Source organism: Brinjal little leaf phytoplasma, assembly GCF_978563805.1.
This window is the reverse complement of the sequence record NZ_CEAFKD010000004.1, coordinates 17,218-30,335: the sequence shown is the minus strand read 5'-3', so window position 1 is coordinate 30,335 and position 13,118 is coordinate 17,218. Positions and strand designations below refer to the sequence as shown.

The following is a 13,118-nucleotide window of genomic DNA, read 5'->3' as shown; positions in this document are numbered from 1 at the left end:
TTTATTTTTTTTATCGAATATAAAAAAATAATTTTTGTAATTTATTAAAAAGGAAAAATATATGAATTTAAGAAAAATTTTTAAGAAAATTTATAAAAATCATCATGTTCGATTGGAACAAACACATAATCAATTTACAATAACCCCTTTTAAACAAAAAGTTAAATGGTTAGAACAATTTTATAAAGATGAAAATTTTTTTAATATAAAAATATTTAAATTTTTAATGATTTATGAGAAAAAATTAAAAACGAATTCTAAAAAAAATAAATCATTAAAAAATAATTCTTTTGATAATTTATATTTAATAAATAATAATTTAAAAAATCAAGCGAATATAGAAAAAAATTTAAAATTAGAAAAAATCTCTAATTCTATTAAAGTAAATGATCCTGTTAAAATGTATTTAAAAGAAATTGGTCAAATTCCTTTATTAACTTTAGAAGAAGAAAAATCTATATCTAAAACAGTTTATGAAAGTTTAATAGCCAAAAAAAAATTAGAAAAACATTATAATAAGGAAATACAATTAACTGATGAAGAAATCCAAGAAATAAATGAAACAATAGAAAAAGCAGAAGAATCAAAGAATAAATTGATAGAAGCTAATTATCGTTTGGTAGTGTCGATAGCTAAGCGTTATATAGGTAGAAAAATTTTATTTTTAGATTTAATTCAAGAAGGTAATATGGGTTTGATGAGAGCAGTTAATAAGTTTGATTATACTAAAGGTTTTAAATTTTCTACTTATGCTACTTGGTGGATTAGACAAGCTATTACAAGAGCTGTAGCTGATCAAGCTAGAACAATTAGAATCCCAGTTCATATTATCGAAACAATGAATAAAATTTCTCGTTGTGTAGGAGAATTGACGCAAGTTCTTTTACGTAAAGTAGATAATCAAGAATTAGCTATGGAAATGAATATCGAAAAAAAAGACATTATTGATATTCAAATGATAGAAAAAGAAACTATTTCTTTAGAGACTTCAGCTCGAGAAGAAGATGATTCTTCTTTAGGAGATTTTGTTAATGATCCTAATGTTATTTCTCCTCATGACTATATGTTACAAGAGATGTTAAAAAAAACTTTATTCGAATCTTTAGAAGAAACTTTAACAGATAAAGAAGAACAAGTTATCAAAATGCGTTATGGTCTTGCAGAAGATGGACATGTTTATACTTTAGAAGAATTAGGTGCTAAATTTGGAGTCACTCGTGAAAGAATTCGTCAAATAGAAGCTAAAGCTTTGAGACGTTTAAGAAGCCCTTCTAAACAAAATAAATTAAAGTTATTATATAATAATATTACTAAAAAATAAAAATGAAAAGAATTGGTTTTATCGCTTCTTTATTAAAGGGTTATGATATAGTAGCTGATATTGGTGCAGATCATGGTTTAGTTTTAAAAAAAGCATTAGATTTGAAGTATATTAAAAAAGGCATTGCTTGTGATAATAAAAGTCAACCTTTAGAAAGAGCTCGTCAAAATTTAAAAAATTATCCTGTTCATTTTTATTTAAGTGATGGTTTTGACAATATAAATGATTATTTTGATTTGGCTTTGATTTGTGGCATGGGTCCTCATACTATCATCAATATTTTGGACAAAACTGCTTATATTAATAAACATTTTTTGTTAGGGTGCCAAGGCAAAATACATTATTTAATTGATTGGTTGAATAAAAATAATTTTGTTATTTTAGATTATTATAATTTTTATGATAAATTTCATTATATATTTTTAAAAGTATATCGTCAAATGGAATCAAAAAATAAAAAATGTTATAATGAGTTGAAAAAAAAGAATATTTCAAGTATAATATAAATTGATTTAGAAAAAAGTTTGAGTAGCTCAGCAGGATAGAGCAACGGCCTTCTAAGCCGTCGGTCAGGGGTTCGAATCCCTTCTCAAACGCCATTTATTTCAATTTTGATATAAATATTTATTTTATTTAAGAAAAAAATATTTTGTTATCAAATAAAAGTTTGGTTTAAATTTTTATTTGATAACAAAAAAAGAAGAGGAAATATAAAATATGGCTGTTCCTTTTAGACGAACTAGTAAAACTGCAAAAAGAAAAAGACGTACTCATCAAAAATTAAATAAACCTAATTTAGTTGTTTGTCCTGAAACTAATAATTTCACTTTATCACATCGTATAACTTCTAATAGTCCTTATTATAAAGGGCAATTAATTTTAATGAAGAAAAATAAAACAAAAAGAGCAAAAGATTAAAACAAATTATAATTTTTTATTATGATAAAAATATTTTAAAATATCCAAAAGGAAAAACTATTCAATGAAAAAAATGACTGCTAATCAGATTCGTAAAATGTGGTTAGATTTTTTTATTACTAAAGGTCATAAACTAAAAGATTCATTTTCCTTAATTCCTGATTCTTCTGATTCTAGCTTGTTATGGGTTAATGCTGGGGTAGTACCTTTGAAAAAGTATTTTGATGGTTCTGAAAAAGTGTGTTTTTCCAAAATAGTAAGTATTCAAAAATGTTTAAGGACTAATGATATTGATAATGTAGGCAAAACTGCTATTCATCATACTTTTTTCGAAATGTTAGGTAATTTTTCAATAGGTGATTACTTTAAAAAAGAAACTATAGATTTAGTTTATGAATTGTTGATATCTGAAAAATGGTTTAATTTGCCTCAAGATCGTTTGTATATTACTTATTTTTATAAAGATCAAGCAACATATAATTTTTGGTTAAAAAAAGGAATTCACCCTGAACATTTAATTTCTTTGAACACTAATTTTTGGGAAATTGGCGAAGGACCTTGCGGTCCTTGTACAGAAATTTTTTTTGATCGCGGTATTGAATATGATGATAGAGGTTTAAAATTAATTAAAGAAGATATTTCAAATGATCGTTTTATTGAAATTTGGAATGTTGTTTTTTCTCAATATAATAGTGAATTAGATAAAGATAGAGAAAATTATATTGAATTACCAAATAAAAATATTGATACTGGTTCAGGTTTAGAACGTTTAGCTTGTATTTTTCAAAATACAAAAACTAATTTCGAAACCGATCTTTTTCTACCTATTATTCAAAAAATTAGTCATTTAAGTAAAATAGAATATTTTGAAAAAAAAGAAATTTTTAGAATTATTGCTGATCATATTAGAACTTTAGTTTTTGGAATTGCTGATGGAGTAGTTTTAGCTAATGAAGGCAGAGGATATATTTTAAAAAAAATTTTAAGAAGATCTTTTATAAAAGGTCAAACTTTAGGTTTTAAAAAACCTTTTTTATTTAAATTAGTTTCTGTTGTTATCGATATTATGAAAGAATTTTATCCTTATTTAGGAACTAAAAGACAGATTATTGAAAATATTATTCAAGTAGAAGAAGAAAAATTTTTATTTAGTTTAATAAAAAGTCAAAAATTATTTTTCAAATTTATTGATAATAATTTTCTTTCAGGTGAAAATTTTTTTAAACTTTATGATACTTATGGCTTACCTAAAGATATGATTTTAGAGTATGCAAATCAAAATAATATTCATGTTGATGAGTTAGAATTTCAAGCTTATTTAGAAAAACAAAAAAAATTATCACGTGGCACTCAAAATATTAAACATAATATGAATAAACAAAATGAGTTTTTTTTGAATTTCAAAGAAAAAAGTTATTTTGTTGGTTATAATGAATTCAATGTTAAAACTAAAGTTTTAAAAGTTTTTGCTGAAGGCATTGTTTTAGAAAAAACTCCTTTTTATCCTGAAATGGGCGGTCAAATATTTGATACAGGTAAAATTAATAATTGGAACGTTTCGAAAGTTTTAAAATTGCCTAATAATCAAATTTTGCATCAATTGAATTCTCTTGTTGCTCCTTTACAAGATTTGTTTTACGAAGGACAAGAGGTAATAGCTTTTATTGATGTTTCTAATAGACAAAAAATTTCTTGTAATCATACAGCGACTCATTTATTATATGATGCTTTAAAATTAATTTTAGGAGACCACGTTAAACAAAGAGGTTCTTATTTAAATTCTAAATATTTAAGATTAGATTTTAATCATTTTCAAAATTTATCTTTTAATGATCTAATGAAAATAGAACATCAAGTTAATAAATGGATTAATCGACAATATCCAGTAATTATTGAACAAATATTTTTGTCGGAAGCTAAAGAAAAAAAAGCTCATTTTATAGAAAACAAAATTTATCAAGATAAAGTGAGAGTAGTTAAAATCGGTGATATTTCTATTCAATTATGCGGCGGAACACATGTTAACAATACAATTAATTTAAAAAACTTTGTTATTTTAGATTGTAAAAATATTGGTTCTGGAATTTATAGAATAGAAGCAGTATCTGGTTATAATATTTCTGACGTTTTAGAAGAAAAAGTTAATCCTTTTTTGCAAGAAGAAAAACAAATTTATGATAAAATAAAAGAACTTAACACAACAAATTTTAATTTTCAAGATTTTTTATTTAAAAGAAAAATCAGTTTATCTAAAATAAAATACAAAGATAGTTATGAATATATTCAAGATTATAAAAATTATTTACAGTTTTTAAGACAAACATTAAATGAATTTAAAAAACAAATTTTACAAAAAACAAATGAACAGGTTATAAAATATTCTGAAAAATTCATTCCTAAAAAAATTGAAAGTAATTTAATGATTGTAATTGAAAATCATGAAATGACTTCTAATATGTTGAAAATTTTATTAGATTATTTATTTAATAAATTAAAAACAGAATTTTTATGTTTATGTTATAAACATAAAAATAGCCTTCTTATTTTATGCAAAAGTAAATTAATTCATGTAGGTAATTTTATTAAAAAAGTTAATAAGATACTTAATGGTAAAGGTGGAGGAAGTAACAATTTTGGACAATTATATAGTGATCATATTGACAAATTTGATGAATTGCAAAATAATTGGAAATCTTTGTTATGACAAAAAAAGTTTTTTTAGGTTTGGATTTAGGCGAAAAAACATTAGGTATTGCTATTTCTGAATCTGGTGTTATTGTAAATAATTTAAAAACAATTTTTTTTAACACTAATCAATATCAAGAATTAATTCATCCTTTAAAAATAATTATTGATAATTTTCAAGTAACAACAATAGTTTTGGGTTATCCTAAACATATGAATAATGATATAGGTGTTAAAGCTCAAATTAGTATTGATTTTTCGAAGATATTACAAAGTAAAATCCCTTTTGTAGAAGTTATTTTATGGGATGAACGTTTGTCTACTAAACAAGCATATCAGTTATGTAATATAAAAAAAAATAAAAATAAAAAAATGAAAAAAATAAAAGATCAAATAGCTGCAAGTGTTATTTTGCAAAATTTTTTAAATTATTATAATAATAAAAATAATGAACAGTCAATAGAAAAATGATTTTGAGTATATATGTTCTTAAGCGAAAAAGAAAAATATTTAAAAAAAATTAAAAAATATGCTCTTGAGCATAAAATACCTATTATACATGATGATACTTGTGTTTTTTTACAAAAATTAATCAAAGAGCATAATTTAGTTAATATTTTGGAAATAGGTTCAGGTGTTGGTTATAGCTCTCTTGTTATGAGTAATGAAAATAATAATATTCAAACTATAGAAAGAGATTTTAATAAATATAAATTAGCTTTAAATTTTTTTCATAAAACTGTCTTTGATATTGAATTTATTTGGTCAGAAGCATTTTTTTATCAACCTAAAAAAAAATATGATTTAATTTTTATTGATGCTGCTAAAGTTCAATATCATAAATTATTTCAAAAATATAATATGTTTTTAAATAAAAATAAATTTATTATATGTGATAATTTAAATTTTCATAATTTAGATATTAATGATCAAAAAATTTCGCGCAGTACTAAACGTTTAATTCAAAAAATTAATGATTTTAAATTGTTTTTGCAAAATAATGATAGTTTTGAAACTTTTTTTATAAATATTGGGGATGGTTTAAGTATTTCTCAAAAAAAATTATAAAAATCAAAATAAGGAATAAATAAAATGAAGACAAAAAAGTATGAATTAACAAAATCAGGAGTAGTTAAATTAAAAGAGGAATTAGAATATCTTAAAAATGTTAAAAGAAATAAAAATTTAGAAGCATTGAGAGAGGCTAGAGAACAAGGGGATTTAAGCGAAAATGCTGATTATAGAGCGGCTTGTGAGGAAAAATCTTTTATAGACTCTCGTATTTTAGAAATTCAAAATATTTTAAAAAATGTTCAAATTATTTATACTTCTGATCAAAATAAAGAAATTAATATTGGTAAAACAGTTACACTACAATTTTTAGATGATATGAGACAACAAACTATTTATTTAGTAGGTATTTTTGAAGTAAATCCTTTTATGAATAAAATTTCTATTGAATCTCCCATAGGGCAAAGTCTAAAAGGTTATAAAGAAGGAGATCAAGTTGTAATTAAATCAGATACAGGCAAAACTTTTAAAGTTAAAATTTTAAAAGTAAATTAAAATAAATGATAAATAAAAATAAATATTTACCTTTTTTTTATTATGATTCTGTTTTTAATATTTCTTATAATTTTTTTTTAAAGAAAAATATTAAAGTATTATGTTTTGATTTAGATAATACTTTGTTGAGTTCTAAAGAAAACAAATTAAATCCGAATGTTTTAAATTTATTAAAAAAATTGAGTGAGGATTTTCAAATATTCATTATTTCGAACACTTCTTTAAAAAAAATACAAAATATTGTGCAATGCCATAATTTAAGTTTTATATATTTAAATTTGTATCATAAAAAACCTTCTATATGGGGTTTTAAAAAACTTTTGGAATTAGTTAAATGTAGTCCTAATCAAATTATGATGATAGGCGATCAATTGAGAACTGATATTGCGAGCGCTAATAAAATGAATATTATTTCTGTTTTAGTTAAGCCTTTAGATAGAAAAAATGAATCTTTTTTAACTAAATTATCTCGTTATTGGGTAGAAAAGCCTTTTATTCAAAAAATTAAAAAAAATAATTTAGAAGAATATAAAAAAAAATTTCAAAATTTTATCAAATAATAACAAAAAGAAATATTACGAATATGTTGATAGAACAAATTTTACAAAAAGTAAAAGAAAAATTTAATAATGATATCAATAGATTCAATCATATTTTAGGTGTCCATAGAAAAGCTATTCAATTAGCACGTTTATATAAAGTAGATATTGAAAAAATACAAATTGCTGCTTTGTTACATGATTATACTAAAAACGAATCATTAGAGTTTCATTTATCTTTGTTAAATAAGACTCAAATTAATAGATATAAAGAAGCTCCTTTTTTTTATCATGCTTTAAGTGCATCTATTATTATTCAAAAAGAATTTAATATAAAAAATAAACAAATTATACAAGCTATACAAAAACATGTTTGGGGCAGCCTTCAAATGACTAAATTAGATAAAATAGTTTTTATTAGTGATAAAATAGAACATAATAGAAATTATCCTAATATTGATTATTTACGTCAATTATCTTTAGTTGATCTAGATAAGACTATTTATTTTTTTTTAAAATTTAATTTGTTATATTATAAAAGTAAAAATTCTAAAATTTTTCCTGAACAGTTAAAAATTTTAGAATTTTTTAAGAAGAAACTAAATTAAAAATATGTTGTATATTATTTCAGGAAAATATAAAGGTCAGAAATTAAGTTCTGTTCCTTCTATTAAAACAAGAAGTACTGCTCATTTGTTAAGAAAATCTTTATTTGATGTAATCGGAAATGTTATTCATGACAATATTGTTTTAGATTTATTTTCTGGTTCAGGAGCTTATGGTTTTGAAGCTTTAAGTAGAAAAGCTAAACAAGTTTATTTAGTGGATAATTTTTTTTTAGCTATTCGAACGATTAAAAAAAATATAAAAAAATTAAACTTAAATAAAGAACAAGTTAAAGTTTTTTTTAATGATGCTTTTAAAATGTTGAGGTTGTTTGTCAAAAAAAAAATAATTTTTGATCTAATTATTTTAGACCCTCCTTATTTTTCAGATTTTTATTTTGTTTTATTTCAAAATTTACATAAAATCACTAATGATAAAAGTTGGATTATTTTAGAAATTCATTCTAAAACTTTATTGCCTTTACAAATAGATAATTTTCTTTTATTTAAAGAAAAAAAATATGGCGATAAAAAGATAAATTATTATCGCAAAATTTTATCCAACTCATAATAATTATTTGATATTATTATATTATTTTATTTATTATAAATTTTATATAATAATTAGTAGATTATTTTTTATTTTTTTGAATAATTTTATTTATAAAAATAAAGGGACAGGTTATTTATATTATGAGCTCAACGGTAAGCGCTTTAATAGGATTAGTTTTAGGCCTTGTATTAGGCGCTGTATTAATGTTTTTTTGGTTTAAACGATATTTAGAAAAAAATCCTCCTATTACAGAAAAACAAATTAAAGAAATATTTAAACAGATGGGCAGAAGCCCTAGTCAAAAACAAATGAAACAAATAATGAATAATATTAAAAATAAATAAAATAGGTGAATAAAATATGAATATTATTTATTTGTTTGTTTTTTTAACTCCTTGTATTTTTTATATTATGAATATTTTTTATAATTTGAATGAGAAAAAAAAATTAAAAAAATATTTATTAAAATGTGGAGATTTAGAAAAAAAAATTTTACAATCTGTTTTTACAGAAAATAAAAAGAAAGATTTTGCTCTAACTAAAGGACATAAAATTACTGAAAAACTTTTAGATTTAAGAATTGTCTTTCAAGTAAAAACTAATGAAAATAATAATAAACAAATTATTTGTCGTTTAAATTTAGATGTTTTGAAATTAATTTTTAATGATTCGTATTTAAAAAAAATTTATTTATCAAAAGAATGATTTTTTAATTTAAAAGAATTGAAAATGAGAAAAGGATCGTAGGGGAGATATTAAAATGAATGAATTTCAACTTATTGCTTACTATGAAACAAAATTTCAAGATTTAGGGATTATAAAAAATGGTTTAAAGACTAAATTAGTTTCTGCATTAATGAATAATGAGGAAAATTATAGTTCTCCTTATGAACTTTTAAGTTTATCTTTGGTTTGTTGTTTTTATAAAACAGCTAAAAAACTTTTAGATATAACTCAAAAAGATATGTCCCACAATATTAAAATAAAAATTTTATGCAATACTTTAAAAGATCAACAAGGTTTTTATTTTCAAATTGATTTGTTCTTTAGTATTAAAGATTTATCTCTTGTTGAAATTAAAAAAATTATGGATTTAACTCATAAAAAATGTCCAGTTTCAAGAATATTTAATAATTATCCTCATATTAATTTAAACCCTGTTTTATTCGACAAAATATAAAATTATATATATTTTTTTATCATATTTTATAAATTTTTATTGAATAAAATAATTTTTTTTGTTTATAACATAAAAAAGTTATTTTTTATTTTTTATAAAGTTCATTTATAAAATATTTAATTATATCAAAGATGAAAAAAACACCCCTTTATAAAACTCTAAATTATTTGACGTTTTTCATTAGGGGTTTTGAAGGTAAGTAAAAAGTTAATATAATATAAAATAATTATTTATTTATTTTTACATTTTATTCAATATAGATTATAATATAAATTTTTTTTGCACATAAATAACATACTTATAAAATAACAAAAACTTTATTTGAATTATATAATTCAAATAAAGTTTTTGTTATTTTATAAGTTATTTTATTAAATATCAAAATTATAGAAATCTGCTAATTGTTTAATGATTCTAATTATTTTAAAAGCTTTTATATCATGATTTAAATCTTTATAAGAATCAAAATATTCTAAAAGTTGTTTTTCATTGAAATTACTACTAAAAAAAATAGGTAATTTATGTTCGTAACGATAATATAAAAGAGGTAAGAAAATATCATCTCTAAAAAAAATATTCATATTTTCAGAACCTAGATCATCTAAAATTAAACAAGGACTATTTTTCAAATAATTTAACTTATTTTCTAAAATATCATTATTATTCCAAGTATTTTTGAATTGTCTTGTTAAATCTGGCATAAAAATAAATAAAACAGGAATATTTTTTTGAATTAAACTTTTAGCTAAACTTTTGAGAATAAAAGTTTTTCCTGTGCCGAATTTACCATATAAATATAAGCTTTTGTTCATTTGAGAAAAATCTTTAATTATATTTTGAATTTTTTTTAAAACTTCTTTTTTAGAAATAGAATTGTTTGTTTGAAAATTTTTTAATTCAATATTATTAAAATTTAAATTTTGATTAAATAAAATATTTTTTTGATATAAATTATTTTCTAAATTAATTTTTTTAGATTCAGTAGTTTCTTTGTATATAACTGATACATAAGGTTTTGTTTTTAAAACCATTTGATATCCGAAAGAATTTTTTTTATTTTTATTTTTTAGATAATTATAAACTGTAATGATATCTTCGTCTTTTATTTTTAAATTTTTAGTTTCCTCATGTTGCTGAACATAATGTTTAATTTTATTAAAATCTAATTCTTTTGACAAACACATTATATTTCCGATACCTTTTTTTAATTATTAAAACCTAATTCTTCTTTTACTTCATCTAACCATTTAGGACGATTTTTTTTGCAAGGTTTATCATTTTGGAATTCTTTTTCTTCTATTAAAAAATCAAAAGCTGTTTCTGCCGAAATAATACCTTTTTTGGTCCATGAATTTAAAATAGTTTTGAAGTAATTAAAATTAGGAACAAAACTTTTATTTGTATTTTTTTTTATTTTTAAGACATACATAAGTAAAGCATTAATCACTCCGATATCAGTTTCAGTTTGCACCATAAGTTTAAAAGTTATATCACATAAATCAGCATAAATATTATGGTTTGTAGTGAAATTTTGTATTATTCTATTTGGATTAGTATTTTTTAAATAAAGTATCATTTCATTTTCTTCGTTATTAATATTTTTCACGTTTTTTAAAATTATATTTTTTTTGAAATATTTTCTGTTTAACATAATTTTTAAATTATTTAAATCTATATTTTCATCATAATTATTGCGAAAAATATCTTGATATAAAGTAGCCATTTTTTCAGGATTAATATCATAAACAAAACTTAATTTAGTAATGTATTCAATGCTTTTACATTCTAACAAAAAAGGTTGTTTGAAACGTTGTGGTAATTTGTCTATAAATAATTTATAATCAAAATGTTTTTGCAACGAAACAAAAGATTTATTATTTTTAAAATGTTTTAAGTTATTATTGATAGTTTTGGGCAGGTTTATTTCTTGAAAACGATAAATATCTGAAAAATTTTTACTTATATTTTCGTAATTGTCTAGTGATATTTTATTTTTATCATTATTAAATAAATTTCTTAATTGAAAATAAAGGTTTTCGCCTATTTCACTAAATAAATATTGACTAAATATAGGATCTTTAAAAAAATCTACATAATTTAAAGGGGGCTGCAAAAAATAAATTTTTTCTTGTTTGGAATTTCGAAAAGTTTGTAATATATTTACTGCTTCAAGTTTTTCTTTGTATTGGATAAAAAGAGATTCATCTATATTTAATAAATCAAATAAAAATTGATGATTATAATTTAATGTTAAAATAAAATTTTGATTTAGAAAATAAAAAGTATTATAAAGACTTAAAGCTCCTAACCCTATTAAAGGTTGATACAGCAAATGTAAAGTTTTTTGCTCTTCATTTGTTAGAATAGAATTATTTTTAATGTTAAATTTTTGTAATGATTGCACAAAAAATATAATCCTCTTTTGACTTTTTTATAATTTTTAAATTTTTAATTATATCTGTTGACATTGAACGCAAAAATAAGAACTTCTGTTACCTATTTTCTTTTTTTCGATTTTTTCTTTACAAAAATGACAATTTTCTTTATCTCTTTTGTATACTAAAAGTTTTTTTTGATAAGAACCTTTTATACCTAAAGCTTCAAAACTACTAATAGAAGTGCCTCCATAATAAATGGCTTTGTTCAAGATTTCTTTAGCTTTAGCCAATAAAATTTTTATTTGTTTTAGGTTTAAAGAATTAGCTAATATTTCGGGATGAATTTTTGCTAAAAATAACGTTTCACTAGCATAAATATTTCCGATTCCTGAAATTATTTTTTGATCTAATAAAATTTTTTTAATTGCTATTTTTTTGTTTTTAATTTTTTGAAAAAAATCTATATCTTTTATTAAAAAAGGATCTAAAGCTAATTTATTTAATCCGCTTTCTTCTAAATATTTGTCTTTTTTGTATAAATGAAAACGACCAAATTTCCTAAAATCATAATATCGAAAAACTTTATTATTATTTAAAAAAATACGAAAATTTTCATATTTATGAATTGCATCACATTCTTTTAAAGAATGAATATATATTTTTCCTTCCATTCTCAAATGACCTATTAATACCCAATTTTGTTCTAAAAAAAATAATAAAAATTTACCTTTCCTTTGGATATCTAAAAAATGTTTACCTTTTATGTTGTCTAAATTATGAATGCTTTGTAATGAAGGTGGATGAAAAATTTGTATTTTTTCTAATTTTGTATTAATTATTTTTTGTTTTAAATAATTAATGGTAACTTCTACTTCTGGTAATTCGGGCATTTTTTTTAATTCACCTTTAATGATTTTGGAAAATTTTCCTTATTTTTTTTGTTTGTATGTATGATAATAAAAAAATAAAAACCATCTATAAATAAGATAGTTTATATTAAATTAAAAAAACTTATAAAAAAAATTAATTTTTTATTTTTCAACATCTTGTTGAAATTTATAAATTGTTAAGATATAAATATTTGGAGAAGATTGTTTTAATTCTATTTTACCCTTGATGATTTTAATTATTTGACCTGGTTGTAAAAAAAATTCAGGATTATCTTCATCAATATGATCAAATTTAATTATTAATTCTGGAAAATAAAAATTGTCATTATTTAAAATAAATTTAATATCTTTAGTAAACCATTCTCTTTTTTTTTGATTTTGTTTCAGTATATATCTATTTTGAACTTCAATACTAAAATTATTTAATAAAATCGGTTCTTTCATTTGATGAGTTGTTTTTGTAAAATTCATGATAAAATATTA

At 21.0% G+C, this 13,118-nt stretch carries 17 protein-coding genes and 1 tRNA gene; 14 read left to right on the top strand and 4 right to left on the bottom strand.

What is annotated here, in order from left to right:
- Positions 1–61 precede the first annotated feature (61 nt).
- From ACTCUI_RS01505 to ACTCUI_RS01440, 14 genes are all read left to right on the top strand, one after another.
- Positions 62–1,321, top strand: a complete 1,260-nt coding sequence (locus tag ACTCUI_RS01505) for a sigma-70 family RNA polymerase sigma factor (RefSeq protein WP_463431103.1) — start codon at positions 62–64, stop codon at positions 1,319–1,321.
- 2 nt (positions 1,322–1,323) lie between these two features.
- Positions 1,324–1,827 (top strand): tRNA (adenine(22)-N(1))-methyltransferase TrmK, encoded by a 504-nt coding sequence (locus ACTCUI_RS01500; RefSeq protein WP_463431101.1) that lies wholly within the window; start codon positions 1,324–1,326, stop codon positions 1,825–1,827.
- A gap of 16 nt (positions 1,828–1,843) precedes the next feature.
- Positions 1,844–1,920, top strand: a tRNA-Arg gene (locus tag ACTCUI_RS01495).
- 118 nt (positions 1,921–2,038) lie between these two features.
- Positions 2,039–2,239: a 50S ribosomal protein L32 gene (gene rpmF, locus ACTCUI_RS01490; RefSeq protein WP_273585105.1), complete on the top strand. Its 201-nt coding sequence runs from the start codon at positions 2,039–2,041 to the stop codon at positions 2,237–2,239.
- Positions 2,240–2,303: 64 nt separating this feature from the next.
- A complete protein-coding gene (gene alaS, locus ACTCUI_RS01485; protein ID WP_463431099.1) occupies positions 2,304–4,943 on the top strand; it encodes an alanine--tRNA ligase in 2,640 nt (879 codons plus the stop codon).
- Entirely contained in the window at positions 4,940–5,395 is a 456-nt protein-coding gene (gene ruvX / locus ACTCUI_RS01480) for a Holliday junction resolvase RuvX (RefSeq protein ID WP_463431097.1), read from the top strand. Before alaS ends, ruvX begins: the two co-directional genes overlap by 4 nt.
- A 12-nt stretch (positions 5,396–5,407) precedes the next feature.
- Positions 5,408–5,992 carry an O-methyltransferase gene (locus tag ACTCUI_RS01475; RefSeq protein WP_463431095.1) on the top strand — a complete coding sequence of 195 codons (585 nt, stop codon included), beginning with the start codon at positions 5,408–5,410 and terminating at the stop codon, positions 5,990–5,992.
- A 24-nt stretch (positions 5,993–6,016) separates the two neighbouring features.
- Positions 6,017–6,490, top strand: a complete 474-nt coding sequence (gene greA, locus ACTCUI_RS01470) for a transcription elongation factor GreA (protein WP_463431093.1) — start codon at positions 6,017–6,019, stop codon at positions 6,488–6,490.
- A 5-nt stretch (positions 6,491–6,495) separates the two neighbouring features.
- Positions 6,496–7,050 (top strand): YqeG family HAD IIIA-type phosphatase, encoded by a 555-nt coding sequence (locus ACTCUI_RS01465; RefSeq protein ID WP_463431091.1) that lies wholly within the window; start codon positions 6,496–6,498, stop codon positions 7,048–7,050.
- 23 nt (positions 7,051–7,073) lie between these two features.
- Positions 7,074–7,637 carry a bis(5'-nucleosyl)-tetraphosphatase (symmetrical) YqeK gene (gene yqeK / locus ACTCUI_RS01460; RefSeq protein WP_463431089.1) on the top strand — a complete coding sequence of 188 codons (564 nt, stop codon included), beginning with the start codon at positions 7,074–7,076 and terminating at the stop codon, positions 7,635–7,637.
- A gap of 4 nt (positions 7,638–7,641) precedes the next feature.
- Positions 7,642–8,205, top strand: coding sequence for a 16S rRNA (guanine(966)-N(2))-methyltransferase RsmD (rsmD, locus tag ACTCUI_RS01455; protein ID WP_463431087.1), 564 nt, complete (start codon positions 7,642–7,644; stop codon positions 8,203–8,205).
- A gap of 122 nt (positions 8,206–8,327) precedes the next feature.
- A complete protein-coding gene (locus ACTCUI_RS01450; RefSeq protein ID WP_463431085.1) occupies positions 8,328–8,531 on the top strand; it encodes a YneF family protein in 204 nt (67 codons plus the stop codon).
- A gap of 16 nt (positions 8,532–8,547) precedes the next feature.
- A complete protein-coding gene (locus ACTCUI_RS01445) occupies positions 8,548–8,892 on the top strand; it encodes a hypothetical protein (protein ID WP_463431083.1) in 345 nt (114 codons plus the stop codon).
- A 55-nt stretch (positions 8,893–8,947) separates the two neighbouring features.
- Entirely contained in the window at positions 8,948–9,367 is a 420-nt protein-coding gene (locus ACTCUI_RS01440; RefSeq protein WP_463431081.1) for an OsmC family protein, read from the top strand.
- 371 nt (positions 9,368–9,738) lie between these two features.
- On the opposite strand, the gene ACTCUI_RS01435 is transcribed toward ACTCUI_RS01440, so the two are convergent.
- The 4 genes from ACTCUI_RS01435 to ACTCUI_RS01420 form a co-directional block, all read right to left on the bottom strand.
- Positions 9,739–10,551 (bottom strand): ATP-binding protein, encoded by an 813-nt coding sequence (locus ACTCUI_RS01435; protein WP_463431079.1) that lies wholly within the window; start codon positions 10,549–10,551, stop codon positions 9,739–9,741.
- A 20-nt stretch (positions 10,552–10,571) separates the two neighbouring features.
- On the bottom strand, positions 10,572–11,771 hold the full coding sequence (locus tag ACTCUI_RS01430) for a DnaD domain protein (RefSeq protein WP_463431077.1): 1,200 nt from the start codon (positions 11,769–11,771) through the stop codon (positions 10,572–10,574).
- Positions 11,772–11,819: 48 nt separating this feature from the next.
- Positions 11,820–12,635 (bottom strand): DNA-formamidopyrimidine glycosylase, encoded by an 816-nt coding sequence (gene mutM / locus ACTCUI_RS01425; RefSeq protein WP_463431075.1) that lies wholly within the window; start codon positions 12,633–12,635, stop codon positions 11,820–11,822.
- 141 nt (positions 12,636–12,776) lie between these two features.
- Positions 12,777–13,106, bottom strand: a complete 330-nt coding sequence (locus ACTCUI_RS01420; RefSeq protein ID WP_463431073.1) for a hypothetical protein — start codon at positions 13,104–13,106, stop codon at positions 12,777–12,779.
- Positions 13,107–13,118 lie beyond the last annotated feature (12 nt).

Bases quoted from the DNA above. Each gene is read 5' to 3' on its own strand.
- ACTCUI_RS01505 (WP_463431103.1), top strand. From the start codon at position 62: ATGAATTTAAGAAAAATTTTTAAGAAAATTTATAAAAATCATCATGTT.
- ACTCUI_RS01500 (WP_463431101.1), top strand. From the start codon at position 1,324: ATGAAAAGAATTGGTTTTATCGCTTCTTTATTAAAGGGTTATGATATA.
- rpmF (WP_273585105.1), top strand. From the start codon at position 2,039: ATGGCTGTTCCTTTTAGACGAACTAGTAAAACTGCAAAAAGAAAAAGA.
- alaS (WP_463431099.1), top strand. From the start codon at position 2,304: ATGAAAAAAATGACTGCTAATCAGATTCGTAAAATGTGGTTAGATTTT.
- ruvX (WP_463431097.1), top strand. From the start codon at position 4,940: ATGACAAAAAAAGTTTTTTTAGGTTTGGATTTAGGCGAAAAAACATTA.
- ACTCUI_RS01475 (WP_463431095.1), top strand. From the start codon at position 5,408: ATGTTCTTAAGCGAAAAAGAAAAATATTTAAAAAAAATTAAAAAATAT.
- greA (WP_463431093.1), top strand. From the start codon at position 6,017: ATGAAGACAAAAAAGTATGAATTAACAAAATCAGGAGTAGTTAAATTA.
- ACTCUI_RS01465 (WP_463431091.1), top strand. From the start codon at position 6,496: ATGATAAATAAAAATAAATATTTACCTTTTTTTTATTATGATTCTGTT.
- yqeK (WP_463431089.1), top strand. From the start codon at position 7,074: ATGTTGATAGAACAAATTTTACAAAAAGTAAAAGAAAAATTTAATAAT.
- rsmD (WP_463431087.1), top strand. From the start codon at position 7,642: ATGTTGTATATTATTTCAGGAAAATATAAAGGTCAGAAATTAAGTTCT.
- ACTCUI_RS01450 (WP_463431085.1), top strand. From the start codon at position 8,328: ATGAGCTCAACGGTAAGCGCTTTAATAGGATTAGTTTTAGGCCTTGTA.
- ACTCUI_RS01445 (WP_463431083.1), top strand. From the start codon at position 8,548: ATGAATATTATTTATTTGTTTGTTTTTTTAACTCCTTGTATTTTTTAT.
- ACTCUI_RS01440 (WP_463431081.1), top strand. From the start codon at position 8,948: ATGAATGAATTTCAACTTATTGCTTACTATGAAACAAAATTTCAAGAT.
- ACTCUI_RS01435 (WP_463431079.1), bottom strand. From the start codon at position 10,551: ATGTGTTTGTCAAAAGAATTAGATTTTAATAAAATTAAACATTATGTT.
- mutM (WP_463431075.1), bottom strand. From the start codon at position 12,635: ATGCCCGAATTACCAGAAGTAGAAGTTACCATTAATTATTTAAAACAA.
- ACTCUI_RS01420 (WP_463431073.1), bottom strand. From the start codon at position 13,106: ATGAATTTTACAAAAACAACTCATCAAATGAAAGAACCGATTTTATTA.